This window comes from Paenibacillus sp. Y301 (assembly GCF_059445505.1).
This window is the reverse complement of record NZ_JCAIUL010000027.1, coordinates 1-25,538: the sequence shown is the minus strand read 5'-3', so window position 1 is coordinate 25,538 and position 25,538 is coordinate 1. Positions and strand designations below refer to the sequence as shown.

Below are 25,538 nucleotides of genomic sequence, written 5' to 3'. Positions count from 1 at the left end.
CTATACCTAAGCTTGCTAAACCGCATCAAACGGTATAAGTGGTATTTAACATCATTCTTGCAATTTATCAATGTATTGATAGAATAACAAATAGGAGTCACGGATAGATTTAGCAGATATCTCTTTATCATTATAATCAAGAGGGAAGAACGGTAGCGGAAAAAACTCATTAAACTGGTAACTGTCCTTTTTTGCCTGTCCTGTTGTTAAATAATATGACAAAGCAACATAACGATCATAGGTATACGTGTGTTCTCCCGAAAACATTTTCTCAAACTCAGTTAATACGTCACCTGTTGTCAGCACAGTATTTTCCGGATATACACTTTCTGCGATTTGTTGACGCTCAGAAGGAGAGAGTTCATAGGGTTGTTTGTTATTGTAAGGCGCATCTAGCCACTCTTCAAGCGCATCCTCAAAACGGTTCATTGAAAGCTTTTTTTCTTTCCAACAGCGTTTATTATCTCTTGGATATATATATCTTTAGCAGGTGCATTCTTCTCCTTCTGCTGATTTTCTATTGCGATCAAACCCTCCCTGTGTAAATATTCAATCTCCTTAAGCTTTTTATGATCTCCTTTAATTGTTGAAAAATTACCTATTCTCCATTGTTCTGCAATTTGTGCAAGAAGTTCTGAGTTCTTATATTTATATTTCTGAATCACCTCACTCAACTGAATGACATCTAAAATGAGTTCTACACGTTCAGGTGTTAGTTCGATTATGGGTGTATCAAATTGTGAAAGATCCAACTTCCAATCGGACATGAATATCATAACGTCCCCATTATCAAGTAGCATGTTAATTTCTGTCTCCGGTGTAGTGTCAATCATTGCGATCTTAGTAAACTCGGAAATAATGTTCGGTACAACAGGAACTAATGAATGATTTAAAGCTGTAGCATCCTCCGTATTTTCTTCCACCAGTTTAACCACAACTTTTTTATTGTAAATATAGAATTCGTTAAAAAATATAAGTCCACTAATAATTAAAACAGCTATACTTCCGACAATTATAATCCTATTCTTCATCATAGGCTCCTTATTCAGAAAGTGTTATAACTACTCTAACGTTAGTTTAGTATAAAAGTTTTAAGAAATAACATAATTAATATACTGAGTAACGTTAAGATAATGTACTAGTTAGAGAGCCAATGAGTATCTGGGGACTTGCAGCACCGGCAGATAAAGGGGAAACAGAAAAGTGTCCAAGAGGTATAGTGGAGAAAGTGACGAATAATAAGGAATTATGGTAACTTATTAAATAGTAAGCATTCTATTTATTCGGGGGAGTGATTAACATGTGTGGACGTTATACGATAACGGTCTCTATGGAAGAGTTGATGATCAGATACCTAACGAATGATTCCACAATGATTCAATACGCCCCGAAATATAATGTGGATGTGGCACCTATGTAATTCATACCTGCTGTCATACATAACGGGACAACAGAGAATCGAGTAGGAGAGAAATTGAAACCGACTAATTCTTTTCCCTTCCAATCAGAAGAACGGCATATCCGTAAGGTTTCCAGTGACACACTGGTGTCTTACCAGGGCAATCGCTATTCGATTCCGTTTATCTATGTAGGTCATCTATGTTCAGGACGAGAAGAACGGCATGCTGCATCATGTATGCGGCAGTTGGCCACATTATCCAGTTAAAAGAGAACTTGTTGATTGAGATCGTGTAGTCCTGTAAACGACGGTACTCTTGGCCAGAAGTTCTACCGAACATAACCAACACCATTCTCCACTTTCCCTTTTGTCTGCGGACGATAGGGTTTGCAACGACGAAGAATGAATCCGTGATGGTTGGCGAACTTTGAAAATCTCTCGTTCCATATAACTTCACCTTGCTCGACTTGTCCGATGACCACGGTCTTCATATTGTCGTACAGACAAGTTCTTGTAATCCCTCGAAAGTACGTCATCGCTCGTTCATGACAGCCAATAAGGGTCTGAACTTTCTCATCTTCTGTATATTCCACATACAACGTGCGCGAATAACCAAGTACCATAACAAACGTATACAACCGCTTTTGGGATTGATTCCAATTCACTCTAAAGTGACCCAGTCGACCTGTGCTTGCTCGCCTGGCTCGGTCTCGAACCGTTCGGTAGCCTTAAAAGAAATGATAGGCTTCAGTGGCCTCATGAAGTAACGAAGGGTGGTAATGCTCCCGATGAATCCTTTTGTTTTGATCTCGTCGTATATGACCTCTGGCTTGATAATCTGGACGGTGATGCCTTAACTGACTGCTATTTGCAATGTGTTGCAGATTGCGCAGGATTTGAGATTCCGACAATGGTGGTGCACCTGCCTCACGAAGATAATCCATATAACGCATTGGGACTCGATAGAATCAAGAGAATCGCTGAAAAAGCTGAACAGTTTGGTGTCAATGTTGCGCTTGAGAATTTGAAAAATCTTACCAATTTGGCGTATATGCTGGAGCAAGTGAATTCCCAACGGATCGGTTTCTGTTATGACAGTGGACATCACTACCACTACTATCCGGATAAAGATCTATTATCCATGTATGGTTCCCGGTTGATGGCAATCCATTTACATGATGATAACGGAAGCTATGCCCAGCACGGGTTACCCTTTGACGGCACGATTGATTGGTCTATAGTCATGCAAGCAATTGTAAGAACAGGTTATTCCGGTGCGACCGCAATAGAGGCCATGAATTGGGACTATGAGGATTTATCTGCACCAGATTTTTTACATAAAGCGTTTGAACGAGCAACAAGATTGGAAGCATTAAGGGGTTCCTATGAGTCTATCTAAAATAAAATTATTATTAATTCTGAATGTTATATTCCTAATTGTTGGCTGTAATAATGGCAATAAGGAGAGAGCTGTTAATGAATTCTCAATCTATTTGGTTAAAGACTTATCTACAAATGAAGCTATGAGTAAAAAGCTTGATGATCTTCCATTAGAAACAATACCTGTGCTTACCGACAAGGAGATTAAAACATACAATTGGACAGAACATGAATTTACAATGAAGGAAGGCCTTAGTTTAGAGGGAAAGCTAGAAGCGAAGTACCAGCAAGCGGTAAACCTTTTGTTGTAGTTGTGGGAAATGAAAGAATATATCTAGGAACTTTTTGGTCCACGTTCTCTTCTCAATTTTTAGATCTTGATATTCCGACGATCTCATCTATTTGGCTTAAAAGATATGATAACGATATGTACAGAATACACTCTGGAAAAATTCAAGACCCTAGAGACGATACTAAAATATTTGAGGCATTAAAAGGATTAGGGAAAGTTATTAATTATTAATTATTCTAGTGAGTACTAAGTATTAGCAATCGTTCAATTCCATGTGGGCTAAAACGGCAGCCCATCGTTCCGCTAACGGGCAGAGGGAGAATAGTATCAAAGTTAGACTAGAAAAAGGAGGGGAAATGTGATGTGGATATCTGTTCTCTTACTTCTGATGGTAACGATATTATGTTTTATTGTAATGTACAAGCTTATTGGGATAATTTCAAAAGTCAACAAGATTACTGCAAGTATTTTCGCTTTATTACTTACGGGTATTTTCACTTATGAATGGATAAATAACATAATAAACAATCTGTTTATACCTATGCATTAATTTAGTTATTCCGCTAACTACCAGTTTTCGCAACAAAGTCATCAATATTTGCGTATTAGTCTTTGTAGAAAAATATGGGTATTAGATTTTTTGGGGATTTTATACGCGGAGTATAGAAAAATGGGGCAGTTAGGTAACTTATCATTTTATTCATTATGGCAGTTGTCGTGATGAGTGGTCTCGTAATTAAAGGTAAGGAAGTATCAGCATGCGATTTTAATCGCACGTTGCAAAATCTATATACGAGGAGAATTCACACAATGAAAAAAATTATTCTTAGCACTGCACTTGCTCTAAGCCTCATTGCTGTATCGGTGCCTGTTCATGCGGCAGAGAGTCATCCGATTATCATGGATGGCGTTGCGATCACATCCGAAGTACAGCCTGAGATGAAGAACGGTCGTACAATGGTGCCTTTGCGCGTGATCAGCGAAAATCTGGAGGCTGTGGTCGATTGGTCGGGCTCGGAAGTGACGATTATGAGAGATGACATGAAAATAACCTTGCAACTGAACAGCAGCACCGCAGTGAAAGATGGAAAGACACTGGAGTTGGATGTGCAGCCGTACATCCAAAATAATCGCACCCTTGTTCCGCTACGCTTTCTAGCGGAAACGTTTGGCTGTACGGTCAATTACAGCAACGGTACGGTTACGGTCGATACCGCGCCCTTGATGATCAATGGAGTGAAAGTGACAACTTTGCAATATGAATACCACATGATAATAGGCGGCTACAGGCAGCAGTTCAGTGGCAAGCGTTATAACGAAGAGATTTATGCGCTCTTTGAGTCGAATAAAGGTGCTAAGGTGGATGCTCCGACGAATTATGGGTGGTATTACAATTTGGATACTTTAGGGTGGTATACGAAAACCGGGCAATATGGTTTTTTGGACGCGGCAGGAAATAGTGTCCAACGCTTTGATCCCTATATTCTGAGTGATCCATCTGGGCTCAACGGATTCACGGAAGAACAATTGGCAGACTATCCGAAAGCGCTGATTTTTGACGCTGTGGAGGGGCAATGGTATAAGTTCAGCGAGACTGCGCTGGATTCCATTGCTAAATTGATGAAAACAGCTGAACAAAACGGTTTGATGAAGAGTACGGAAATATAAATGATACGGACTGGGTAAGCGTACAGTTATCGCTTCGGTCATTGAACGGAACACGCTAGTTCAGTAAAACAATCTGGGGAATTACTTACTTATTTTCACAAACCTTTTGATATTATTACCGTCTTATTATATACAAGAAAATATAGACATAAAGTATTGTATCGAAGACAGCGAGAGAGCAGAAACTAAACTCACCGCATTTCTAGACGATTGCCTTTGGCGTTACTGCATCTCAGTATCCTCAGGGCACTTTCCAAACCGCGACCACGGATTGTGGAAAAGAGTTTGCCTGTCATGCCTCTTTGGAGTTCCTCGCAACATCGATGTCTATTTTGCTGATCCCCATTCATCCTGGCAACAGCACTCAATCTCATTAATAAACGGCCAAGGAAATGTTTTTCACAGATTTAAAGTTTGCATACACGTGATAATTCAAATAGGAAATTCACATAGTTTAGAGAAAGGGGCAATGGAGGAAGTTTATTAAATAAAATTTTGGATATCGCGAAGATGTTCTTTTGTTCATAAGTACATCTAAGATGTATTCAATCCAGATCTCAAACCAAGCAACAATCTGTCTGTTAAGCAGTTCATCCTAAAATAGCGTGATAAAATAGTGAAATTTCAACATAAAAAGGAGATTGTAACATTGTCGATTCCAGTGTATGGTATAAAAAACACGTCGGTTAAAGACGAAAAATTGCCGGCCTTTGTTCTATCGCTTTTCGTGGCTTTTATTTTATTTTTATTCTGGGCGCCGTTTCAAACGGGACTGTTTAATGGGCAAATGCTTGACTACGAACTGCCGATATATATCGCTGTTCTTTTTAGCGCTTTGCTGGCGCTGCTATGGATTGCCGCCTTTTACAAACAGTTTAAATTTGAAGAAGAACGAGACATTCTTTCCATGGCGGCTCTGCTGCTGCCTCTGACCTATGCACTGTCTCTGTTCGTCGCCATATCCCATTATAACGCAATGAACCTGCTCTATATTCAGAGTATTTATGGTGCGGTATTTATTATAGCTTTGTATTTACTCAGACAAAAGCGCGTGGATCTCGCCCTCCAAAACGCCGTACTTACACTTGCCTATTTGATCGTCGGCTTTGGTCTATTAAACTGGTTTAGGGCAGGGGAATTGGCCGGAAGTCTGGTCGGTTGGTTCTCTAATACAGTGCGGAATGGAATTTATACGGATGCTGTTATGACCGATTCTAACGGGTTGCGGTTGACTTCCATTTTTCAGTACGCCAATACATACGCTGCCTTTCTGATGGCTTTCCTGTTCGTGGCACTATTCACCCTCATCCGTTCTCGCAAATGGTACGGTATCTTAATCCATTCCTGTATGCTGGTACCCATCCTGATTTCACTACTACTGACGCTGTCACGCGGTGGGTTGGTGTTACTCCCAGTCATCTTCTTTCTACTACTGCTGTTACTGAGGCCGACACAGCAGATTCTGTGGGTTATCCATCTGGCCGTGTCCGGTCTCGCTTCGCTGGCCGTCATAGGCCCGATTAACAACATCGGCCTTGCCTTCCATGCAGGCACCGCCGCCAGAGGCTGGGGCTATCTTGTCGCCGCTTCGACACTGTCCGCTGTCACCGCATGGGTCATTCAGAGCTATGCCGCCCCTTGGCTTAAAGGTAAGATGAGCGGCTGGAACGGACACAAGCTGGCCGGTCTGTGGCTGCCGATCGTTTCCATAGCGTTGGTAGCGCTGGTCGCCTTCCTGCTGATGGGTACTGACTTGAAAAAAGCACTTCCCGACAATCTTGAAACTCGGTTGGATAACATTAACTTTAAGCAGCACAGTGTGCTAGAGCGTTTGACCTTCTACAAAGACGCCCTGAAGGTGACAAAGGATTATCCATTGCTCGGTACCGGAGGAGGAGGCTGGTCGGCGCTATACGAGCAATACCAGAATAACCCGTACACTAGCCGCCAGGTGCATAACTTTTTCCTACAATATCTAATCGAAGTTGGGATCATCGGATTCATCATTTTTATGTGTTTCATACTATATATTTTCTATAAATATATTCGTAGTTACCTGCAACGGGACAAGGATGACTTCTCAAACGGTTTTTTCTATCTAATCATCACCTTGTCGATACTTGTGCATAGTCTGCTTGATTTTAATATGAGTTATGCGTTTATGGGTATTCTCCTTTTCCTTGGGCTAGCCGGTATGGCGAACGTCATGCACAGTAAGCCATTGCCGCCAATTTGGAAAAAAGATATAATTCGCTTTGGGTATCTGGCCGCTCTAACTATTTTTTCAATTACCTTGTTGGTGCTCTCCACCCGGTCAATCATTTCTAGCAATTCTGCAATGAAAGCCGAACAATTATCGACAGTCAGCACATCGTATGAGGAAGTTGCAGCACCTCTTCATAAAGCGTTGAGATATCGTCCAAACTATCCCCAATCAGTCATTCTACTCTCCGCCTTGGACCAACATGTATACAAGCTGACGCAAAAAGAGGAATTTGCTGATGAAGCTTTTACGCTCTTGGAGCGAGCAATCAAGCAGGAGCCGGGCAATAAGAAATTACTTAACCAGTTGATCAATTACTACGATATGAAAGATCAACCAGAACTTGCTTACAATATATATTCTAAAAATGCTTACCGATATAACTGGGACATTAACTGGTACGAAAATATGATGAGTCGTGCTTTTGCTCTTGGAAATGAAGCTCGTATTATCAAAGATAACAACAAACAGCAGAAATATTTCACAGCCGGTTTAGCCCAATATCAGTATGTTTTGGATGGAATAGCTTATCTAACAACCCTTCCGGAAGAACAGATGCAGGGGCGTCCATTTAATATTACACCATTAATTGCATTAAGCATTGGGAAAATAAAGCAAATAGAAGGCGATAATAGTTTAGCTACTGAACTACTCAAAACAGGTTTTACGGAAGGTTACGCCGATTTGGTGCTTCAACCCGTAGCTTGGTCTACGGAGTGGTATAATGCCTTGATAATCCAAGCCTTTAATCTTGGCATGAATGCGCGTAGTCAAATGGGTGATCACATCAATGATGATCAAGAGGAAGTTGCTATGAGATACAATTTCAACTTTGGACTCCAGGCTTACCGACAAATTCTATTGGACGCCAACAATGATCTCTTCGCTCTTCCCGCTTCGCTTGTACTGAATGTAGGTAAGATTGAGTTGTTTTCGGGGAAGGTAGAAGAGGCAGTCAACACTTTTAAAGATCGCTTTGAAGAAGATTATAGCGACACTTCCAATCGCGAATTGGCTCGCTGGTACTTGGCCGCTTTAAAGAGAACCAATAATGTTCAGGACGAGGAAATATATAATAAATTAATTAGTGCCGATCCTAGCGAGGCTGCTAAAATTGAGGAAGCTGCTGCAATGTAGTCAACAAAATATTTTCTAAAAAGATTAAAGAGGCCGCTCACTCCTAAAACGGGAGTGGAGCGGCAATTCTTTTTTGAGAAGTATTTATGAATAATTCTTAACTGTCGCCATGTCAGAGGCTAGATAAACTAGCCTATTTTAATATGATTGTTTTGTCACCACTTAATGTGTGCAAAATAACTTCAGTTTCATTGACCCAAGTTGGACTTTGAATATTAAGCAGATCCATAGCCTTATTATCGTTAATATCTCGTAACATTATATCTAGATCCGATCTATCCAATTTCTTAAGTAAAAGTCCCATAAAAGACTTTCTGTAAAATTCATAAATAAAAGTTGTTTCACCTAAAGTAGCTGATCGATGTTTAATCATGAGTGATTCTGTTCTTTTGGGTGAATGAATATTATCCTGGATTCGATTGATTTAAAATACAATGAAGCACTTGTAGCGGCTTCCTACAGAGTGTTGAGTGTCCTCAAATTTTCACATTAAGGCTCTCTTCTTCCTACGGAAATAATATACGCAACATTTTTCATATCAAACTGTTGAGTTACAGTTATGGATGAATCTTTTATCACCTCTGGGAGAGCTGGATAAATCGGTCTAGTATAGGAATCGGTAGAAAAACCACCTTTATCCTTGAATGATACTAATGGATGAATATCCGATTTTCCTTTGGCTATATTTTCACCGGAAATATTGAGAGCTTTGATTGACAACGAGTGTAAGGTCATTTTAAAGGAAGTTAGACTGAAAGCACCATCTTCGTTACCAGACGTGAAATCATTACCTGCAAAATCTTTAAATGGCTGACCTTCCGCCACTCTTTCATCAGTAATATGTAGCAATTTCATCTTTTGGTCCCATGTATATTTAACATCAGTATGATCAAGAAACAAGCGAATTGGTAGAAACATGGATCCATTTTTTAATATTGGAGTTGTATCCATATGAATTGTCATCCCGTCAACTTGTGCAATGTTAGAATTGATAGTCACTTCAAACCTATGATTCAGCAATAGTATGGTTGCTGTTTTAGTAGAATCGTCATAAGAAACAGTTCCACCCATTAAATCCTGATTAGCACGAAGTGGAATAAGTAGGCGCTGTTTGGCATCGACAAATGGAGGAGAAGGAAGAGTGTATAGAATAAAGAACTTATCGATTTTCAAATGAATAGATGTTTCATTGTGACTCTCGGCATGTACATGGATAGAACCAATAAATAATAGGGCGATACAGGCCGAGATCAAAAGAGATACGCTAAGCACTCGCCGATTCATAAATCTCATCCGTTCTTATTTTGGATTAATACATCCGACAACTAAAATATTGAGCTGCTTATTCAGAAAGGGTTATAACTACTCTAACGTTAGTTTAGTATAAAAGTTTTAAGAAATAACATATTTAATATATTGAGTAACGTTAAGATAATGTACTAATTAGAGAGCCAATGAGTATCTGGGGACTTGCAGCACCGGCAGCTAAAGGAGAAAAACAGAAAAGTGTCCAAGAGGTATAGTGGAGAAAGTGACGAATAATAAGGAATTATGGTGACTTATAAAATAGTAAGCATTCTATTTATTCGGGGGAGTGATTAACATGTGTGGACGTTATACGATAACGGTCTCTATGGAAGAGTTGATGATCAGATACTTAACGAATGATTCCACAATGATTCAATACGCCCCGAAATATAATGTGGCACCTATGCAATTCGTACCTGCTGTCATACATAACGGGACAGAGAATCGAGTAGGAGAACTCCGTTGGGGGCTTGTTCCGTCTTGGGCAAAAGATCAGAAGATGGGGATTAAAATGATTAATGCGAGGGCTGAGACACTACTTGAGAAGGCATCATTCAAACGTCTAATCAGTAATCGAAGATGCATCATCCCGGCAGATGGGTTCTACGAATGGAAACAGCAAGGAAATAGCAAACAGCCCATGAGAATTGTTATGCGAGATGGTGATATTTTCTCAATGGCTGGCTTGTATGATATATGGATTGATCCCGAGGGTAAGAAACTAAGTACGTGTACAATCATTACGACAACACCGAATAGCCTCATGGCTGACATCCATGATCGCATGCCTGTTATTCTACATCGCGACAACGAAACAGAATGGCTAAGTCGGGATAACCATGATGAATCAGCTCTTATGGCATTACTTCGTCCATATGAGGCCAGTAAGATGAATGCCTATCCAGTATCATCTGCTGTAGGAAATGTACGACATGATTCGAAGGAATTAATCGAAGACATTAGGGAGAGTGGTTGATATGAACTTGAAATGGTTGGAATGGGCCAAACAAATCCAAGCTATCAGTCAGAATGGTCTTGCGTATTCAAAGGACGTGTATGATCTTGAACGTTTTGAACAGCTACGGGAACTAAGTATTACGATATTGAATGAATATACAGATGTGGAGATCGAGAAGATCAGAACACTATTTGCCAGTGAGAGTGGATATGCAACACCAAAGGTGGATGTACGGGGAGTTGTGTTCCAGAATGATGAAATTTTACTTGTAAGAGAACGTCTTGATGGGGCATGGGCTTTACCCGGTGGCTGGGCAGATATTGGACTTTCTCCACGTGAGGTCGTAGCCAAAGAAATAAAAGAAGAATCTGGATTCGATGTTAGAACGATTCGCCTATTAGGAATTCTGGACACCAAATTTCATGATCACCCCCCATCTGCCTTACATGTTTACAAAATATATATCCTATGTGAAATTATCGGTGGAGAGGCTTCGGGAGGAATAGAAACTTCTGCCGTGCAATTCTTCAAAGAGGATCAATTACCAATCCTGTCGGAAGAGAGAGTTACGGAGAAGCAAATTAAAGAATTGTTTAATTTTCTGAGAGAACCAGATAAGGAAGTCTTGTTAGATTAGGATGTGACTTTTATTGCAGTAACGATTTATAAGATGTCTAGTGACGATGTACTTACATCCGTATCGGCGTCTCTTTATCGTGAGGATTCTTATAAACCTCAGCCTGAACTGGTCAATGCTGGTTATAATTCTGAAGAAATAAGAAGAATAGAGGAATGGATAGATAGTAGGGAATGAACGATCAGTACTGGGTTCTTTACTTGCAGCGTTACTTGCATCTGCTGCCACAGTAGTAATTTTTGGGATCACATATACATTGGTTTCAGATATCGCTTCAGCATTGAAAAATAATAAAACACATGATTACTTTCCAGCAAAAATCGTTAACCAAGATGTTTGGGTAGGGGGAGCATTTGCAAACCGACCTGCTGCACTTTCATATTTAAAAGCAAGCGGACTTAATAATGTTTTTACTAAAAACAATTCATTAGCTAGTTCTTTAGCTAGTTCTGTGGCTGGTTCCTCCAAATATTGCACACTTCCTCATGATACAGATGGATTTTATCCACATTGGCACCCCTATGCAGGTGGTGCGAAATTATCAAACCATGTGTGGCTTTTTTAGTTAACTAATTAGAGTAATCCCCAACCAATGTATCATTGGTTGGGGAATTTCAACTTGCTACATAAGGGGAAGATATTATTAATGTTAAATATTCTACGTGTGAGTGGATTTTACGACACAGGAATTTTCTTTATTGGAAAATCTAAAGAGAATAACGTCTATTATATAGAAGTAAATGACCATGACGATATAAGTGCAGGATATATTATTAAAAAACTCTTAATTCAGAATACAATAGTAAATACCATTGAACCATTAGAACTCACTTACCCAGCAGAAGTTTTCTCGAGACAACTTTGTAATGGTGTACTTTATTATGTGAGTTTTTCGTATGAGAAAATGTTTCTGCATGTTCATAGTGTAAACTGTGGTGATATTCATATATCTCAAATTACTCTAACTCTTAAAGATATTATTGGGAAATCAACCTTATATAGAACGGAAATAAATGGTATTGATGATCGTTATTGTTTAGTTGGAATTTCAACTTCGGAGACCTATGAAACAACAAATATGATACTGATTGATTTTGAGGAGAAAATATACTATAATATTTCACCTGATTTTGGAATAGACACCCTATATAGAATCGAAACTATAATGAATCTAGTAAACGATAAAAATAATCCCCAAAAAGAAGAAATTGCGATAATCACAGGGGGGTTTCACTATAAAGAAAAGCATGAAATTTGGAAGAACTCTGATAATAAGATTAACCTTGATTATAAGTTAAGGGAACATGTTATTGTTCTAGATAAACTTAATTTTATTAGTATGTTAAAATCAGGACTCCCTTTGGAGGTGAAGAACAAACAAATATTAGAAAGTTGCTCCTTAGACAAATCTATTATTTCATACGAGAATAATTCGACAAAAATGAACTACACTTTAGTAGACTTTGAAAAAAATACAACAAAAAGAATAGAATATGATATTCTTTCAGGAAAACAAACATTATTTGAATATAATAATATTTTACATAGACCCATATTAATGGATAAAAAACTCTATTCTATTGAAACTCTTGATAATGAACGATATGCTATTTTGGATTTGCAAACAAATCAATTCATCTTTATTTTTTCTCTAGGTGAGAAAATACTATCTGTCGATAATCATATTATTCTCACTTGTAAATGGTTAGATGAAGTAAATCAACAAATGGTATATATATATGATTTGAGAGAAGAATTAATTGAACAAAAGTTTCTAGGCATCGGTTTCGCCCAGTATGATGGCAAAAACATAACGATATTTAGTTAAAATCCCTTTTAGTTAAAATCCTTGCAATTGTGGGAAGATTATTTGATTAAATTTATTACGATGTTGCCTAAGATTCAACATATTTGGGCGTTGCAGTTCAATTATGAGAATGAAGGTAAAGTTACGAAGTCTAAGTATTATATGTATGTGGATGATCTAGAAGGTAACGTATACGTAAAACAATATGACATATCTCCTGCTTATAGTCTGGATAAGTATGATCATTTAATGGATGCATTGATTATGGAGCGGTTGGGATCAGAGGGTTGAGTAAAGTTTCACTATTCCCAGTGTAGTCAGAATTAGAATATTATTCACGAAACGATCTCTTTTTATCATCATTGCATACCTTATAGCGGAGAAGTCAGAATGCAGGGGGATGAATGATGCGGACACAAGGGTTGAATAAAAATGTACTGCTCATGGTGATGATTTGTTTCTTTACGAATATGGGCGGGTATATGATCTTGCCGCTGTTCCCTTTATTTATAGAGCAAATGAACTTTTCGGTGTTTGCGATGAGCGTTATTTTTGCTATTTTTTACGTAGGTAAGGTTTGTGGAGGGATACCTACGGGGATCTTACTTAGAAAATGGGGCGGAAAGACTGTAGGTGTGACTTTACTGGCTCTGCAAGTCATCAGTATGCTTGGATTTGCGATGACCACGAATTATTGGTTTCTGTGTGCGTTACGATTTATTCAAGGAGCCATTGCCACGGGATTAACGGTGTTTGTCAGAAGCACGATCAATGAATGGAGTACGGAAGAGAATCGTGGAACTTACAATGGGTATATCAGCAGCAGTGATGGTGCAGGGATGGTGTTAGGACCAGTCATTAGTGGGTGGTTATCTATCTATTTTCCGTTAAATGTTCCTTTTTACTTTGTTGCCATTTGTTCAGCGTTGGCATTACTTGCATTAATCAAAATCAAGGATGGTCATTTTGAGCAAAGATATCAAAAGACTGTCTTGAAGGAGAAAAAACGACAGAAACGAAAAATAAAACTCAATAAAATGTTGGCTTTTTATTCAACCGTTCATTTTCTAGAGATGAGCGCTTTTGCTGTGTTCCTTACTTATTTTGCGCTGTTCGCTACTCATATGATGGGATGGAGCTCTTTTAGTACGAGTGCCGCCTTTACGGTGGTGGGAGTGTCCACTTTTATTTCTGCTCCATTTGTGGGGATGATATCTGATCGATTACAAGATCGATTAATGATTTGTATGATTGGTCTATCTCTGATTGCAGTAGAAGTGATTTTATTCTTAGCGTTCGATCAACATTGGATCGTATATCTGGGGATGTTAATAGGAGGCATTGGAGGGGCATGTTATATGGACTCTTTCTTTGCTCATATTGCGGATACGGTTCATCAAGAAGAGCGGAGTTCATTCATAGGGAATGTGGTGTCTTTTTCAGAGTTAGGCGCGATTGTGTCTCCTATTATTGCAGGGATCTTGATAGCGAACTATTCGATGTATGCTGCATTTTATTTTAATTTAGCTATCCTATTTGTGGCAATCTGTATTCAGTTTGTGATGAGGTACAAATTAAAAGGGCATGCTCGTGAGAATGGATAGGTTATGTATAGGTAAAAAAACCAGTCGAACACGTGTTGTTGTATGTGTTGACTGGCTTTGTATTGTATTTATATTTTTAAAATAGAATTTAGATAAAGAGGTTAATACCGGATTGGTCCGCTTTGCCTAAATAATAACCAACCCCACCAATCTCGACCTTATCTATTAATTCTTCTCGGGTGATACCCATAATGTCCATGGACATTTGACAGGCTACGATTTCCACACCTTGTGCAAGGGCGGATTCAATTAATTCTTCTAACGAAGATACGTTGTTCTTTTTCATAATGCCCCGAATCATCTTGGAACCCATACCCATCATATTCATCTTGGACATCGATAATTTACGACTTCCACGGGGCATCATAGCTCCAAACATGCGGCCGATGAAGGTTTTATCGACGGATACTTTATCATGTCTACGAATAATGTTTAATCCCCAGAAGGTAAAGAACATGGTCACTTTTTTACCGCTGGCTGCTGCTCCATTGGCAATAATAAAGGAGGCTATGGCTTTATCTAGATCTCCACTGAATACAACCATGGATGCACCCTCAGAAGTAGATGATGATGTTGGTGTTCGCTCAGAAGACACTTCTGATGGCACAGGTGCTATTTGTTTTTTGAGATAGGCTTCGATCATACCATTTGAAGTCTTTTGAACCTGAAGGATTTGTTGGGAAGACATTTGAGCCCATGCTTGTACATCACTATAGAATCCGGGATCTGAAGCAGTCACTCGTAGAATTTCACCATCTTTGAGTTGATCCATGGATGACTTAAGTTTAATAAGAGGTCCAGGACAGCTTAATCCACAGGCATCTAATTGTACATCTGCGTGCAGGGTATTCTCAATCGTTGGAGCCACTTCATCTTGAGTTCTCAAGTTCTCATTTTGAACAGAAGATACATGTACGTTAGGTGTGGGTGTGTATTTCGACATTTGATAAGTCTTGTATCCACCCGTGAGATTACGTACTTTGAAGCCTCGTTGTGCTAAAATTCTTGAAGCTGTATAACCCCGCAACCCAACTTGGCAATAGACCCATATTTCTTTGCTCTGATCCAATTCCTGAAGTCTACCCCGAAGCTCATCTACTGGGATCAGTATCGAACCTGGAATGTGACCATTACGGTGTTCAATCTCAGAACGAACGTCGACTAGAATCGTATTCTCGATATCACGTGTCTCTATATCCTGTGCAACGAAGACAGAGGTTCTGTTCGTTAACAAGTTCTCAGCAGTATAACCTGCCATATTGACGGGATCTTTTGCAGATGAATAGGGTGGAGCATAGGCTAGCTCAAGCTCAGCGAGATCGGTCACGGTTCCATGGAAATGGATAGCTGTGGCGATATCATCTATTCTTTTATCAACACCATCAAAGCCAACAGCTTGTGCGCCTAGTACAGTACCTTCATCATTGAACAGAAGTTTAAGGGTAATAGGACTAGCCCCAGGATAGTAGGAAGCATGAGAACTTGGGTGTACAAAGATCACGCGGTAAGGAATATTTAAACGTTGCAGTGTCTTCTCGTTATTACCTGTAGAAGCGCCAGTTAACCCAAAGATTTTAATAATAGAGGTACCTTGAGTTCCTTTGTACACCGTACCTAAACCACATACATTATCTGCAGCGATTCGTCCTTGTTTGTTCGCAGGACCTGCTAGTGGAATGGCAGTAGTGCTTCCATTCACGTAATCAATAACTTCGATCGCATCTCCAACGGCATATACATTCTCTAGATTGGTCTCGAGTCTCTCATTCACAATAATATGACCTCTTGGGCCAAGGGCTAATCCACTATCTTTCAAGAAGTTCGTATCTGGTGTTACTCCAATGGATAGAATCACCATATCACTTGATAACACATCGCCGTTTGCTAAATGAACTTCGATCTGATCTTGTGTGTCATGAAAGGACTGGACTCTATTAGAAAGGGTTAGATTTACGTGATGATCTTCTAATTCCTTCATAAGAATGTTGGACATCTCAGCATCAAATGGAGCTAGAATATGGGAGCCCGATTCAACTAGATTTACATCTAGTCCAATTTCTTTTAGGTTCTCAGCCATCTCTACGCCAATGAAACCTCCACCGATAACGATAGCCGAACGAGCGCTTGTATCGGTTACCTTCTGCTTAATACGATCAATATCGGGAATATTACGAACTTTATATATTCTAGGACTATCCATACCTAGTAGGTTAGGTTGAGTAGGTTTCGCACCTGGTGAAAGAATCAGATGGTCATAACTTTCTTCATACACCCCACGTTCCTTGCTCTGTACACGGACTGTTTTTCCAATAGGATCTATTGAAATGACTTCGCTATGGGTTCGAACATCAATGTTGAATCTATTATGCATCGCTTCAGGCGTCTGCACTAATAGCTTCGAGCGATCTTTGATCGCGTCTCCGATATAGTAAGGGAGTCCACAATTAGCAAAGGAAATGTATTCGTCTCTTTCAAACATAATAATATGCGCATCTTCATCTAAGCGGCGGAGTCTAGCTGCAGCTGATGCTCCTCCAGCTACTCCACCAATAATTAGAACTTTGTTACTCATGTTGTGTTTCTCCTCCCAAAAAAGTGGTTATAATCATCTTTACTCTCGGATCTACGACACTGTAATTCACTTCAAGCCCGTTCCGTTCCGTTTGTACGATTCCCATCGTGCGTAACTTCTGAAGATGCTGGGAGACCGTCGATTGTGGAATATCTAGACACTCTTGCATATAAGAGACGTTACAAGTTCCCTTCTCTATTAAGCCCCTAACGATACATAATCGGACTGGATGAGCTAAAGCTTTCAATATATCGGCTGTTTCGTTGTATGCTTTAAAATTATTTTCCATATCCACATTCACTCCTTGTTAAATCCTTATAACGTAATATTACGATATTACGATAAATTAAGCAAGTGTCATTAACAATATCTATATTTTCTATTTAAAGGGTCTTTCTCAATTAAACTTGAAATTATGAATCACTTGAGTTAATATTAGATAATAATCATTATAAATAAGGAATGAAAACGTATATCTGAATTAGGACGTATAAAAGGATGTTAAGGAGGCGTTAATGAAATGATGGATGCACGTATTGATGAGATCAGAACACAATTGACGGCCAAAGGATATAAACTAACTGCTCAGCGGGAAGAAACGGTAAGAGTGTTGCTTGAGAATGAAGATAATCATTTAACGACAGAAGAAATCTATATGATTATTAAAGATAGAGTTCCCGAGATTGGTATTGCTACGGTATATAGAACATTAGAATTATTAAAAGAGTTACATGTTGTTGAGAAGGTTAACTTCGGAGATGGCGTATATCGATTCGATCTACGAAGAAAAGATCAGGCACATTTCCATCATCATTTAATCTGTACGGAATGTGGAGGAGTGCAAGAGATTTTGGAGGATTGGTTGCTTCCTTTAGAGAAACGAGTTGAGCGTGAATTTGGATTTAAAGTGGAGGACCATCGCCTTGATTTTCAAGGGGTATGTCAATCCTGTCAAGCCAATCATGCCAGTGGAACACATAAAGCAGTATCTTAAACAATAAAATATACAGGTTATCATATAAGCCCGGAATTTAATCTGTGGCTTTTTTTGTATCCAGAATGACAAAAGATTAACTGATCCCATACCTTAAATGGGGTATTATGGTAGTTAGGGAGGCGGTATCTATGATGAGATTAAATTTTGATCGGCAAGCTTTCAGAAGAGCAGGACTGACGACGTTGATATTACTAGTTAGTGTGTGTTCAGGTATATCAACTAGTTATGCAGATACGACGAATCAACCGTTTCAAATTAAGGTGGATGGTGCGTGGATTCACGGAGAAGGAACTTCTTTTCAAAAGAATGGAACCATTATGGTACCTATTCGGGTCATATCTGAAGCCATCGGTGCGACTGTAAGTTGGCTCCCTCAGCAACATAAGATTATGGTAAATAAGGGAGAACGCAATGCACAATTCCTAGTAGGGAGTAAACAAGTGAAGGTCCAAGATAAAGATGAGTTGCTAAAGGAAGCACCTGAAATCAGAGAAGGGAAAGTATTTGTACCTCTTCGGATCGCCATGGAGAGTATGGGGGCAAGTATAAGATGGGATGCATCCACACGTACAGCCGAGATTCAAGCATCTCTCTCTCCAGCTGAGGCTAAGGAACAGATCAGACTGATTGCGGATAAGACGATTCTAGCGTTAAAAAATAGGGACTTCACAACACTATCGAATCTGTCTAGTAGAGAAAAGGGTGTTCTTTTCGTCCCTTACAGCTACATCGACTTGAAGCGAAATATTGCAATGCCACTTGAGAAATTAGCTGAAGGGTTCGATAATACGAAGATCTATTTATGGGGCGAAGAAGATGGAACGGGATTCCCTATTTCTGTGACGTTTGAATCGTATTATAAACGATATGTATACAGTAATGATTTCGCAAGTGCTCCGAAAGTGGGGTACAATCAGATGCTTGGATCAGGGAATTCACTTAATAATATTCGTATGATTTATCCAGAGAGCATTGTGGTTGAATATTATTTCGATGGATTTAATCCAGTGTATGAGGGAATGGATTGGAGGAGTTTGCGACTAGTGTTTGAGCAGGAAGCTGACACATGGGTGCTAGTGGCGATTATTCATAATGAATGGACCATATAAGTGGGGAATATTGAAGAGAGAAATCAGGATTAACTCGTAACACGGAACTTATCGTTCATAATTATTCAGAAGTGAAATACAACATATTATAAACATATTATAAACATATTAATAATGAGGAGGATGGATATGACAGAGATTATTGAAAGTAAAGAGCAATTACTAGATCAATTTAGTGAGTGGGTCAGTTGCGTTAAGAAGCTAGAAGGATATGGAGAAATGGTATGGAATCAAGAAATAGCAGAAGGAAAATGGTCATTACGCGAATTAGTAAGTCATATGATGTTATGGGATAAGTATTTCTTTGAAACAGCGATCGAGAAGATCTATAAGGAGGAAAGTTTAACTTTGCAGCATCAGAACTTCGACGAATTTAACGATTCAGCGAAGGCATATGGGAATAGAACGAGTATTATGGAATTGGGCGAACAAACCATTTACATAAGAGAGCAGATAATTCAATATATTCGAAGTTTGCCTGAAGAGGTCTATCTTGCAAGTTATATGGATAGTGGAGAACCATTTCACATCCCACAATATTTAAAAGATTTCATTTGGCATGATCAGCATCATATGAGCCAAGTGGATGATTTTATTAAGAACCATCAGGCATAAATAATGTTGGGGTATGCGTAAAGGAGGGACCATATTGGATCAATGGGAATACAAAACAATAAAGTATAAGACGATAGGATTTCTTGGAGGTAAAGTAGACGAGGAACAATTCGAGGAAACATTGAATCAATACGGATTTGATGGCTGGGAGCTAGTATCTTGCTTTGACATGAGTAACAGTCAAGGGCAGTCCAGTGACGTTATTATTGTATTTAAGAGAAAGGCACTATTAGGTTAGAACGGAGGCGAGCACCATATGAGATTAATCCGTGAAATAGATGACACTGATATTGAACGCGAAGAAATGAACAATCAGGATATTGCATATTCTTTGAGAAAAGCATCAAGGGCTGTTGTATCGAATTCATTGAAGAAAATTGCGTTAGTCTATGTTTCTAGGGATAAATATCATAAGCTTCCAGGTGGCGGATTAGAGAACAACGAGGATCCTATCAAGGCTTTGACTAGAGAGTTGATCGAAGAAGCAGGTGTAGAAGTCGATGTATTGGATGAAGTGGGAATGATCATCGAGTATAGAAACGAGCATAGACTTCTTCAAATATCGTATTGTTATGTTGGGGAAGTTACAGATCATCCGATAGCGCCCAGCTTCACAACAGAAGAAAAGAATCAAGGTTGTATGCTGAAATGGGTGGATATCGAAGAGGCCATTTCACTTATGGAAGAAGATCATCCTAGGAATTATGTAGGTCAGTTTATAAAAGAGAGGGATCTGACATTCCTAAGAGAAGTCATGCGAATGCGAACGACCGTATTAAATATATGATTCATGAAAAAAGGCTTCTATTCTGCTAATCTAGCAGAATAGAAGCCTTTTACATGGATGGTTCACAATACAAATAAATTAAAGTGTGCGATATCCACGTGGTAACTCGCCACTGTCTCGAATTCTACGGATTTGGGCAAGAGTTAATCTTTGATTTGTAGAAATCAAGGATTCTACATCACGGCCGTTAATGAAATCTTCTAAATCGCGGATGTTACGGTTTCCACGGATTACGCGGAAATTCCCACGAAATCTTGTTCTACTAAATAAAACTAATGTTGCATTTGAATTTCTAGAGAAGAATTTCAGACTTTCGATTCCACCAATGATATTCTCAATATTACGAATACCTAGGTTACCTCTGAGTATTCTACTTCTTCCGCGGAAATTCTCGTCTGAATATACTGTCAGACGTGGAGATAATGTTTGACTAATCACTGCTTTTTTGGATTCAACCATGCTGATCAACCTCCTTTCTACAAGTAATATATGTTGAGAGAGTAGGAGGTGATTGGATGAAGAACCAAATAAACAGCACATTCGTAATTTAAGTTATTGTTCATACATGAAGATAATAGACTAGTATATGTTGGTTGAATGCTTGTTACGTAAGATATAATGGTTATGAATATGACTAAACTCGTTTAATTGTGGCTGAATTCTCGAATATATTAAAGAGGAAGTGGTTATATCATGCAAGTTATTAATGAAGCTACAATGGATGATTTGGAAGAAGTCGTGCTCCTGTTTGATCAGTACAGAATCTTTTATGGACAAGAAAGCGACACGGACAATGCACGTATTTTTATTACTGATAAAATCCGATATAAGGAATCTGTTCTTATGTTAGCAAGAGATACGGGAGAGGGAGAGCTAGTTGGGTTTATGCAGATGTACCCATCATTCTCATCCGTCTCGATGAAGAAATTATGGATTCTTAACGATCTATTTGTTATAGATAAGTACAGACGAAAAGGTGTAGCTCAATCTTTACTTGATGAAGCAACGAACTATGCACGCAAAACCAATGCAAAGGGGTTAGAGCTATCAACAGCAATAAATAATGATATTGCACAAAGGCTCTATGAGCGAAATGGATATGAGAAAGATGAAGTGTATGTTCACTATGAGCTAGAAGTATAGACAGAAGGGGTGTTGAGATTGCATTTTCAAAATATATTATTTGATTTAGATGGTACTTTAACAGATCCTAAGATGGGTATTACTCAAGGTGTTCAATATGCGTTAAGTAAATTTGATATTATTGAAGACAATTTAGATAATCTTGAATCCTTTATAGGTCCACCATTAACGGTTTCTTTTGCTGAGTTCTATGGATTCTCGGACAGTGATTGCAAGAAAGCTGTTATGTATTACAGGGAATATTACGCAGATCGAGGTTTATATGAGAATGAAATCTATGCAGGTATTCACGAGTTACTTCAGATATTAGTTGACCAGAATAGAACATTATTTGTAGCAACATCGAAACCAACCTTGTTCGCGGTGAAGATCATAGAACACTTCGGAATGACCCCATATTTCAAACAGGTGTATGGCAGTCATTTAGACGGTTCACGATCAGAGAAAAATGAAGTGATTCAAGCGGTTATAGAAGAGAATTGTTTAGACAAGTCAAGCATTGTGATGATCGGAGATCGTAAATACGATATTATTGGAGCTCATAAGAATGACATTGCCTCAATAGCTGTCGAATATGGGTATGGTAATCATGAGGAATTGTTAGAGAGTAAGCCAACGTATATCGTTAACACGGTTGAGGCCATAAAGAATCATTTCTGTGAAGACGTAAGGAGCTAAGCCTAGTTGGTATCTAAATCCAGGCTCACTTGGTTGCTATGATAAGCCGTTGGCGGGATATGGCTTGGTTGAGTTCACAAAGGATCAACTTCAAGTCACCTTGAAGGAGACTTCATATGACAACCAGAGATTTTTGAAATCGTATATTGAATTGGAAGCAGTTAAAACCTGAACAGGCGTAGCAATAAAGTAAATATATGTAGGAGAATGCAGATGACCATATCAGAAGTAACACAGTATCCAATGGAATTACTATTGCTGGCAGATCCAGAAGAACAATCCATACAAGCTTATATCACAAGAAGTAAATGTTATGTCAAAGAGCTAGATGGAAAGACCGTTGGAACGTATGTCTTATTACCGACTAGACCACATACGGTGGAGATCATGAACATTGCTGTGGAGGAAACGTTACAAGGTAAGGGGTTCGGTCAACAATTATTACAACATGCGATACAAACTTCAAAGGAATTAGGCTACAAAATTGTAGAGATTGGCACGGGAAATTCAAGCATTGCACAGTTGTATCTGTATCAGAAGTATGGGTTTAGAATTGTAGGCATCGATAAAGATTATTTCACACGTCATTATGATGAGCCTATATTTGAGAACGGACTACCTTGTAGGGATATGGTGAGATTGCAACTATATATATGAGTGATTGTATTGGAATTGTTGTGTCGGAAATGTAGTGGTGCTAATGAGGCATAGTATGTTTTTTTAGAAAACTACTTAGCTAGGAGGTGGAACTCTGAAGTATTCAAAACAACGAAATTTACTGCCTAATATCATTGTCGTAGGACTACTGTTAGTTGCAACGATTGCTTGTTTGTCATTAGCAAAGTATCTAAGAGATTATACGAAAAGGGAAATATATTTATATTTGAACTGGGATATTTTTCTCGCATGGGTACCTGTTGGGTGTACGTTGTTGATTACCATCGTCTATATAAATGTGAACAAGAATCGTACATGGAGAAGGATATTATTGCTATTGATAGGGTTGGCATGGTTATTCTTTTATCCCAATTCAGCGTATTTGATAACAGACATGCTACATCCGTTCGTTCACTATAAACCTGCGCCTGGAGAACGGTTTACTCATGACCTTGAATTTTGGTACCACCTAATGATCTTTTTCTCAGCGGCATTAATAGGATTATTCTTAAGTATTTATTCCTTATTTGTGGTTCATGGTCTAGTGAGGAAATCATTCGGCTGGATTACAGGTTGGATGTTCACGGTTATCATTCTAATGCTAAGTAGCTTGGGGATCTATATTGGGAGATTTATTCGTTGGAATAGTTGGGATGTGTTGTTGAATCCTTATAAGCTCTTTCGTGATACATTTCTGATGCTTACAGATCCCGTGCAATTACAACATATCATGCCTTTTACAGGGTTGATATTTGCGGTTACGTTGCTAAGTTACTGTGTTGTATATTGTTTTTCTTATTTGAAAAAGTGACGAAAGCTAACCTATACGACCTAGGGTGTGTGGTGGAATATTAATCATCAGATAATGTGAAGGAGCGATTCTAACATGGGAATTATCGTTGCTATTGGTGGAGGAGAATTAGACCAGCGTGAGACATATGGCATAGATACTGAAATTGTTAAGTTAACAGATAAAGAGAGACCTAAAGCTTTATTTATACCCACTGCCAGTGATGATTCATCTGGGTATTGCGATAGCTTTCAACAAATTTATGGTGATGAGTTGGGTTGTGAAGTAGATTTTCTTTTGTTAATTGACAGTGATATAACGTTGGAAGAGATTTACGAAAAGATTAGTCAAGCGGATCTGATCTATGTGGGTGGTGGAAATACGGGAAGAATGCTCGCAATCTGGCGAGAACATCAGGTAGATCGGATTTTGTTAGAAGCTTACACCAAGGGAACAGTTCTATCTGGGATAAGCGCAGGTTCGATCTGTTGGTTTCAACACGGACATAGTGAGATTTCAGTTCCGGGAAGTCAGGGAGAGTATGACTATATCAAACTTGATGGATTAGGAATTTTAAAAGGGTTTCATTGCCCTCATTTCAATGAGTACGAGCGACCAATTAACTTTCCAGAGATGGTACAAGGGACAGAAGATATGGGCATAGCGATCGAGAATAATTGTGCCATTATTTTTAAGGATAACGAATATATAGTGTTGAAGACAGCAGATAATGCTAACGCATATAAAGTGTTTTATCTAAATAATCAAGTTGTACAAGTAAAGATAATTCAAGATGAGTATTTCAGGGACTTAGCAGAATTATATCTAACAAATAGCGTTTCGGTTCACGAATGTGAATAATGATTGGAATGAGAATACTTTTTTGAAATACATAATATTCATAAGGTCTTGGTTCCTGGTTCAGGTTATGGACGTAATACCAAAGCGTTATCCTCACAATTTATAGTTGATGCAGTAGAATTGTCAGCAGATGCAGCAACGCTAGCAAGGGAATGGGATTCTAGATCCCACGTTATCCAAGAGTCTGTATTAGAGATGAATTTGAATAAGCAATATGATGGGATTTACTGTTACGACCTATTGCATTTATTTCTAAAAGATGATCGGGAGCAACTGATAGATAAGTGTATTCTTCATCTTCGAGAGAATGGGCTTATGTATTTCACTTGTTTCTCAGACGAGGACCCTCACTGTGGAGCGGGTCAGCAACTAGAAAGTAGTACATATGAATATAGCAGGGAAGTACGCACATTTCTTCTCCGAAGAGGATTTGAGAGAGCATTTTCATACATTACATGTTGTGGAGACTGGTTCAGTCGTAGAAAATCTAACAAACCTGAACCAAGAATCGCATCAGTACCTATTGAGGTATATCGTCGTGATGAAGAAATAAGCTGGAACTGATATATATTGGGGAATTGATCGTGTTGGAGCGGTGTAGGAGTTCAGGTCAGGGGTTGGTATGGGTTGGTCTAGGTCTGATTTAGGTCGGGTCTAGGGCTGATTTATGTCTGGTTTAGGGTTGATTTATATGTCTGGTCTAGGACTGAGCTGGGCTGATGGTGAGTTGTATTTAATGTTAACGGGAAAACTGTAGCTAGAATAAAAAGTGGACACCTGTTAAGAGAAACTGGATAATTTACTTAACAAAGAAAGAGGTGTCCTTTTATGAGGGAACAACGACAACGGTTTAATGAGGAATTCAAAAAACAGACG

31 protein-coding genes and 1 pseudogene are annotated in these 25,538 nt (G+C 38.8%); 24 read left to right on the top strand and 8 right to left on the bottom strand.

All coding sequences use genetic code 11. The annotated features are described in order from the left end of the window. Nucleotides 1-51: 51 nt before the first annotated feature. Both AC1D69_RS24660 and AC1D69_RS24655 read right to left on the bottom strand, forming a co-directional pair. Nucleotides 52-429: a hypothetical protein gene (locus tag AC1D69_RS24660; protein WP_495458758.1), complete on the bottom strand. Its 378-nt coding sequence runs from the start codon at nucleotides 427-429 to the stop codon at nucleotides 52-54. Then, nucleotides 426-1,034: a DUF6241 domain-containing protein gene (locus AC1D69_RS24655; RefSeq protein WP_495458757.1), complete on the bottom strand. Its 609-nt coding sequence runs from the start codon at nucleotides 1,032-1,034 to the stop codon at nucleotides 426-428. The genes AC1D69_RS24660 and AC1D69_RS24655 overlap by 4 nt, the downstream gene beginning before the upstream one ends. A gap of 440 nt (nucleotides 1,035-1,474) precedes the next feature. On the opposite strand from AC1D69_RS24655, the gene AC1D69_RS24650 reads away from it, so the two are divergent. Further along, nucleotides 1,475-1,666 carry a Mu transposase domain-containing protein gene (locus AC1D69_RS24650; RefSeq protein WP_495458756.1) on the top strand — a complete coding sequence of 64 codons (192 nt, stop codon included), beginning with the start codon at nucleotides 1,475-1,477 and terminating at the stop codon, nucleotides 1,664-1,666. A 62-nt stretch (nucleotides 1,667-1,728) separates the two neighbouring features. Here the strand turns inward: AC1D69_RS24650 and AC1D69_RS24645 are convergent, their stop codons facing one another. Next, nucleotides 1,729-2,064, bottom strand: coding sequence for a DDE-type integrase/transposase/recombinase (locus AC1D69_RS24645; protein WP_495458755.1), 336 nt, complete (start codon nucleotides 2,062-2,064; stop codon nucleotides 1,729-1,731). Nucleotides 2,065-2,090: 26 nt separating this feature from the next. Here AC1D69_RS24645 and AC1D69_RS24640 point away from each other — a divergent pair, with 26 nt between their 5' ends. From AC1D69_RS24640 to AC1D69_RS24620, 5 genes and pseudogenes are all read left to right on the top strand, one after another. Then, nucleotides 2,091-2,798 (top strand): sugar phosphate isomerase/epimerase family protein, encoded by a 708-nt coding sequence (locus AC1D69_RS24640; protein ID WP_495458754.1) that lies wholly within the window; start codon nucleotides 2,091-2,093, stop codon nucleotides 2,796-2,798. Continuing rightward, nucleotides 2,785-3,090 carry a hypothetical protein gene (locus tag AC1D69_RS24635; RefSeq protein ID WP_495458753.1) on the top strand — a complete coding sequence of 102 codons (306 nt, stop codon included), beginning with the start codon at nucleotides 2,785-2,787 and terminating at the stop codon, nucleotides 3,088-3,090. The genes AC1D69_RS24640 and AC1D69_RS24635 overlap by 14 nt, the downstream gene beginning before the upstream one ends. A 791-nt stretch (nucleotides 3,091-3,881) precedes the next feature. After that, nucleotides 3,882-4,739 (top strand): copper amine oxidase N-terminal domain-containing protein, encoded by an 858-nt coding sequence (locus AC1D69_RS24630; protein ID WP_495458752.1) that lies wholly within the window; start codon nucleotides 3,882-3,884, stop codon nucleotides 4,737-4,739. Nucleotides 4,740-4,948: 209 nt separating this feature from the next. Beyond that, nucleotides 4,949-5,124: pseudogene (locus AC1D69_RS24625) on the top strand (IS30 family transposase); the annotation flags it as partial. A gap of 264 nt (nucleotides 5,125-5,388) precedes the next feature. Then, nucleotides 5,389-8,139: an O-antigen ligase family protein gene (locus AC1D69_RS24620; protein ID WP_495458751.1), complete on the top strand. Its 2,751-nt coding sequence runs from the start codon at nucleotides 5,389-5,391 to the stop codon at nucleotides 8,137-8,139. 133 nt (nucleotides 8,140-8,272) lie between these two features. Here AC1D69_RS24620 and AC1D69_RS24615 read toward each other — a convergent pair whose 3' ends face one another. Both AC1D69_RS24615 and AC1D69_RS24610 read right to left on the bottom strand, forming a co-directional pair. Continuing rightward, nucleotides 8,273-8,512: a hypothetical protein gene (locus AC1D69_RS24615; RefSeq protein WP_495458750.1), complete on the bottom strand. Its 240-nt coding sequence runs from the start codon at nucleotides 8,510-8,512 to the stop codon at nucleotides 8,273-8,275. A gap of 116 nt (nucleotides 8,513-8,628) precedes the next feature. Continuing rightward, nucleotides 8,629-9,432, bottom strand: coding sequence for a copper amine oxidase N-terminal domain-containing protein (locus AC1D69_RS24610; protein ID WP_495458749.1), 804 nt, complete (start codon nucleotides 9,430-9,432; stop codon nucleotides 8,629-8,631). Between the two features lie 310 nt (nucleotides 9,433-9,742). Between AC1D69_RS24610 and AC1D69_RS24605 the strand changes: the two genes are divergently transcribed. The 7 genes from AC1D69_RS24605 (at nucleotide 9,743) to AC1D69_RS24575 (ending at nucleotide 14,453) form a co-directional block, all read left to right on the top strand. Then, on the top strand, nucleotides 9,743-10,423 hold the full coding sequence (locus AC1D69_RS24605) for an SOS response-associated peptidase (protein ID WP_495458748.1): 681 nt from the start codon (nucleotides 9,743-9,745) through the stop codon (nucleotides 10,421-10,423). Between the two features lies 1 nt (nucleotide 10,424). Further along, on the top strand, nucleotides 10,425-11,042 hold the full coding sequence (locus AC1D69_RS24600; RefSeq protein ID WP_495458747.1) for an NUDIX hydrolase: 618 nt from the start codon (nucleotides 10,425-10,427) through the stop codon (nucleotides 11,040-11,042). Between the two features lie 3 nt (nucleotides 11,043-11,045). Beyond that, nucleotides 11,046-11,219 (top strand): hypothetical protein, encoded by a 174-nt coding sequence (locus AC1D69_RS24595; protein WP_495458746.1) that lies wholly within the window; start codon nucleotides 11,046-11,048, stop codon nucleotides 11,217-11,219. Nucleotides 11,220-11,322: 103 nt separating this feature from the next. After that, nucleotides 11,323-11,607 carry a hypothetical protein gene (locus AC1D69_RS24590; protein ID WP_495458745.1) on the top strand — a complete coding sequence of 95 codons (285 nt, stop codon included), beginning with the start codon at nucleotides 11,323-11,325 and terminating at the stop codon, nucleotides 11,605-11,607. A gap of 81 nt (nucleotides 11,608-11,688) precedes the next feature. Beyond that, nucleotides 11,689-12,870: a hypothetical protein gene (locus AC1D69_RS24585; RefSeq protein ID WP_495458744.1), complete on the top strand. Its 1,182-nt coding sequence runs from the start codon at nucleotides 11,689-11,691 to the stop codon at nucleotides 12,868-12,870. Nucleotides 12,871-12,891: 21 nt separating this feature from the next. Then, on the top strand, nucleotides 12,892-13,140 hold the full coding sequence (locus AC1D69_RS24580; RefSeq protein ID WP_495458743.1) for a hypothetical protein: 249 nt from the start codon (nucleotides 12,892-12,894) through the stop codon (nucleotides 13,138-13,140). Between the two features lie 113 nt (nucleotides 13,141-13,253). Next, a complete protein-coding gene (locus AC1D69_RS24575) occupies nucleotides 13,254-14,453 on the top strand; it encodes an MFS transporter (protein ID WP_495458742.1) in 1,200 nt (399 codons plus the stop codon). An 88-nt stretch (nucleotides 14,454-14,541) separates the two neighbouring features. Here the strand turns inward: AC1D69_RS24575 and AC1D69_RS24570 are convergent, their stop codons facing one another. Then, nucleotides 14,542-17,025 carry a DsrE/DsrF/DrsH-like family protein gene (locus AC1D69_RS24570; RefSeq protein WP_495458741.1) on the bottom strand — a complete coding sequence of 828 codons (2,484 nt, stop codon included), beginning with the start codon at nucleotides 17,023-17,025 and terminating at the stop codon, nucleotides 14,542-14,544. After that, the gene (locus tag AC1D69_RS24565; RefSeq protein WP_495458740.1) at nucleotides 17,018-17,314 is read right to left on the bottom strand and encodes an ArsR/SmtB family transcription factor; all 297 of its coding nucleotides are present in this window, start codon (nucleotides 17,312-17,314) and stop codon (nucleotides 17,018-17,020) included. Before AC1D69_RS24565 ends, AC1D69_RS24570 begins: the two co-directional genes overlap by 8 nt. 234 nt (nucleotides 17,315-17,548) lie before the next feature. Between AC1D69_RS24565 and fur the strand changes: the two genes are divergently transcribed. The 5 genes from fur (at nucleotide 17,549) to AC1D69_RS24540 (ending at nucleotide 20,533) form a co-directional block, all read left to right on the top strand. Next, nucleotides 17,549-18,019, top strand: coding sequence for a ferric iron uptake transcriptional regulator (gene fur / locus AC1D69_RS24560; RefSeq protein WP_495458759.1), 471 nt, complete (start codon nucleotides 17,549-17,551; stop codon nucleotides 18,017-18,019). Between the two features lie 131 nt (nucleotides 18,020-18,150). Next, the gene (locus AC1D69_RS24555; RefSeq protein ID WP_495458739.1) at nucleotides 18,151-19,131 is read left to right on the top strand and encodes a copper amine oxidase N-terminal domain-containing protein; all 981 of its coding nucleotides are present in this window, start codon (nucleotides 18,151-18,153) and stop codon (nucleotides 19,129-19,131) included. 129 nt (nucleotides 19,132-19,260) lie between these two features. After that, the gene (locus AC1D69_RS24550; RefSeq protein ID WP_495458738.1) at nucleotides 19,261-19,746 is read left to right on the top strand and encodes a DinB family protein; all 486 of its coding nucleotides are present in this window, start codon (nucleotides 19,261-19,263) and stop codon (nucleotides 19,744-19,746) included. A 34-nt stretch (nucleotides 19,747-19,780) separates the two neighbouring features. Next, nucleotides 19,781-19,984: a DUF4177 domain-containing protein gene (locus AC1D69_RS24545; RefSeq protein WP_495458737.1), complete on the top strand. Its 204-nt coding sequence runs from the start codon at nucleotides 19,781-19,783 to the stop codon at nucleotides 19,982-19,984. Nucleotides 19,985-20,002: 18 nt separating this feature from the next. Continuing rightward, entirely contained in the window at nucleotides 20,003-20,533 is a 531-nt protein-coding gene (locus AC1D69_RS24540; protein WP_495458736.1) for an NUDIX domain-containing protein, read from the top strand. A 78-nt stretch (nucleotides 20,534-20,611) separates the two neighbouring features. Here the strand turns inward: AC1D69_RS24540 and AC1D69_RS24535 are convergent, their stop codons facing one another. Beyond that, nucleotides 20,612-20,992, bottom strand: coding sequence for a hypothetical protein (locus AC1D69_RS24535; protein WP_495458735.1), 381 nt, complete (start codon nucleotides 20,990-20,992; stop codon nucleotides 20,612-20,614). Nucleotides 20,993-21,226: 234 nt separating this feature from the next. Here AC1D69_RS24535 and AC1D69_RS24530 point away from each other — a divergent pair, with 234 nt between their 5' ends. The 6 genes from AC1D69_RS24530 to AC1D69_RS24505 all read left to right on the top strand — a co-directional run bounded on the left by AC1D69_RS24530 (nucleotide 21,227) and on the right by AC1D69_RS24505 (nucleotide 25,226). Further along, nucleotides 21,227-21,676, top strand: a complete 450-nt coding sequence (locus AC1D69_RS24530) for a GNAT family N-acetyltransferase (RefSeq protein ID WP_495458734.1) — start codon at nucleotides 21,227-21,229, stop codon at nucleotides 21,674-21,676. Nucleotides 21,677-21,694: 18 nt separating this feature from the next. Further along, complete coding sequence (locus AC1D69_RS24525) at nucleotides 21,695-22,354, top strand: HAD family hydrolase (RefSeq protein WP_495458733.1); 660 nt, start codon at nucleotides 21,695-21,697, stop codon at nucleotides 22,352-22,354. Between the two features lie 207 nt (nucleotides 22,355-22,561). Continuing rightward, the gene (locus AC1D69_RS24520; RefSeq protein ID WP_495458732.1) at nucleotides 22,562-23,011 is read left to right on the top strand and encodes a GNAT family N-acetyltransferase; all 450 of its coding nucleotides are present in this window, start codon (nucleotides 22,562-22,564) and stop codon (nucleotides 23,009-23,011) included. 226 nt (nucleotides 23,012-23,237) lie between these two features. Continuing rightward, nucleotides 23,238-23,822, top strand: coding sequence for a DUF1361 domain-containing protein (locus AC1D69_RS24515; RefSeq protein WP_495458731.1), 585 nt, complete (start codon nucleotides 23,238-23,240; stop codon nucleotides 23,820-23,822). A 75-nt stretch (nucleotides 23,823-23,897) separates the two neighbouring features. After that, the gene (locus AC1D69_RS24510) at nucleotides 23,898-24,662 is read left to right on the top strand and encodes a Type 1 glutamine amidotransferase-like domain-containing protein (RefSeq protein WP_495458730.1); all 765 of its coding nucleotides are present in this window, start codon (nucleotides 23,898-23,900) and stop codon (nucleotides 24,660-24,662) included. A gap of 48 nt (nucleotides 24,663-24,710) precedes the next feature. After that, nucleotides 24,711-25,226, top strand: a complete 516-nt coding sequence (locus AC1D69_RS24505; protein WP_495458729.1) for a class I SAM-dependent methyltransferase — start codon at nucleotides 24,711-24,713, stop codon at nucleotides 25,224-25,226. Nucleotides 25,227-25,538: the final 312 nt, after the last annotated feature.

Coding starts and splice junctions, on each gene's coding strand:
- AC1D69_RS24660 (WP_495458758.1), bottom strand. CDS start 429: ATGAACCGTTTTGAGGATGCGCTTGAAGAGTGGCTAGATGCGCCTTAC.
- AC1D69_RS24655 (WP_495458757.1), bottom strand. CDS start 1,034: ATGATGAAGAATAGGATTATAATTGTCGGAAGTATAGCTGTTTTAATT.
- AC1D69_RS24635 (WP_495458753.1), top strand. CDS start 2,785: ATGAGTCTATCTAAAATAAAATTATTATTAATTCTGAATGTTATATTC.
- AC1D69_RS24630 (WP_495458752.1), top strand. CDS start 3,882: ATGAAAAAAATTATTCTTAGCACTGCACTTGCTCTAAGCCTCATTGCT.
- AC1D69_RS24615 (WP_495458750.1), bottom strand. CDS start 8,512: ATGATTAAACATCGATCAGCTACTTTAGGTGAAACAACTTTTATTTAT.
- AC1D69_RS24610 (WP_495458749.1), bottom strand. CDS start 9,432: ATGAGATTTATGAATCGGCGAGTGCTTAGCGTATCTCTTTTGATCTCG.
- AC1D69_RS24605 (WP_495458748.1), top strand. CDS start 9,743: ATGTGTGGACGTTATACGATAACGGTCTCTATGGAAGAGTTGATGATC.
- AC1D69_RS24600 (WP_495458747.1), top strand. CDS start 10,425: ATGAACTTGAAATGGTTGGAATGGGCCAAACAAATCCAAGCTATCAGT.
- AC1D69_RS24585 (WP_495458744.1), top strand. CDS start 11,689: ATGTTAAATATTCTACGTGTGAGTGGATTTTACGACACAGGAATTTTC.
- AC1D69_RS24575 (WP_495458742.1), top strand. CDS start 13,254: ATGATGCGGACACAAGGGTTGAATAAAAATGTACTGCTCATGGTGATG.
- AC1D69_RS24570 (WP_495458741.1), bottom strand. CDS start 17,025: ATGAGTAACAAAGTTCTAATTATTGGTGGAGTAGCTGGAGGAGCATCA.
- AC1D69_RS24565 (WP_495458740.1), bottom strand. CDS start 17,314: ATGGAAAATAATTTTAAAGCATACAACGAAACAGCCGATATATTGAAA.
- fur (WP_495458759.1), top strand. CDS start 17,549: ATGGATGCACGTATTGATGAGATCAGAACACAATTGACGGCCAAAGGA.
- AC1D69_RS24555 (WP_495458739.1), top strand. CDS start 18,151: ATGATGAGATTAAATTTTGATCGGCAAGCTTTCAGAAGAGCAGGACTG.
- AC1D69_RS24550 (WP_495458738.1), top strand. CDS start 19,261: ATGACAGAGATTATTGAAAGTAAAGAGCAATTACTAGATCAATTTAGT.
- AC1D69_RS24540 (WP_495458736.1), top strand. CDS start 20,003: ATGAGATTAATCCGTGAAATAGATGACACTGATATTGAACGCGAAGAA.
- AC1D69_RS24535 (WP_495458735.1), bottom strand. CDS start 20,992: ATGGTTGAATCCAAAAAAGCAGTGATTAGTCAAACATTATCTCCACGT.
- AC1D69_RS24530 (WP_495458734.1), top strand. CDS start 21,227: ATGCAAGTTATTAATGAAGCTACAATGGATGATTTGGAAGAAGTCGTG.
- AC1D69_RS24520 (WP_495458732.1), top strand. CDS start 22,562: ATGCAGATGACCATATCAGAAGTAACACAGTATCCAATGGAATTACTA.
- AC1D69_RS24510 (WP_495458730.1), top strand. CDS start 23,898: ATGGGAATTATCGTTGCTATTGGTGGAGGAGAATTAGACCAGCGTGAG.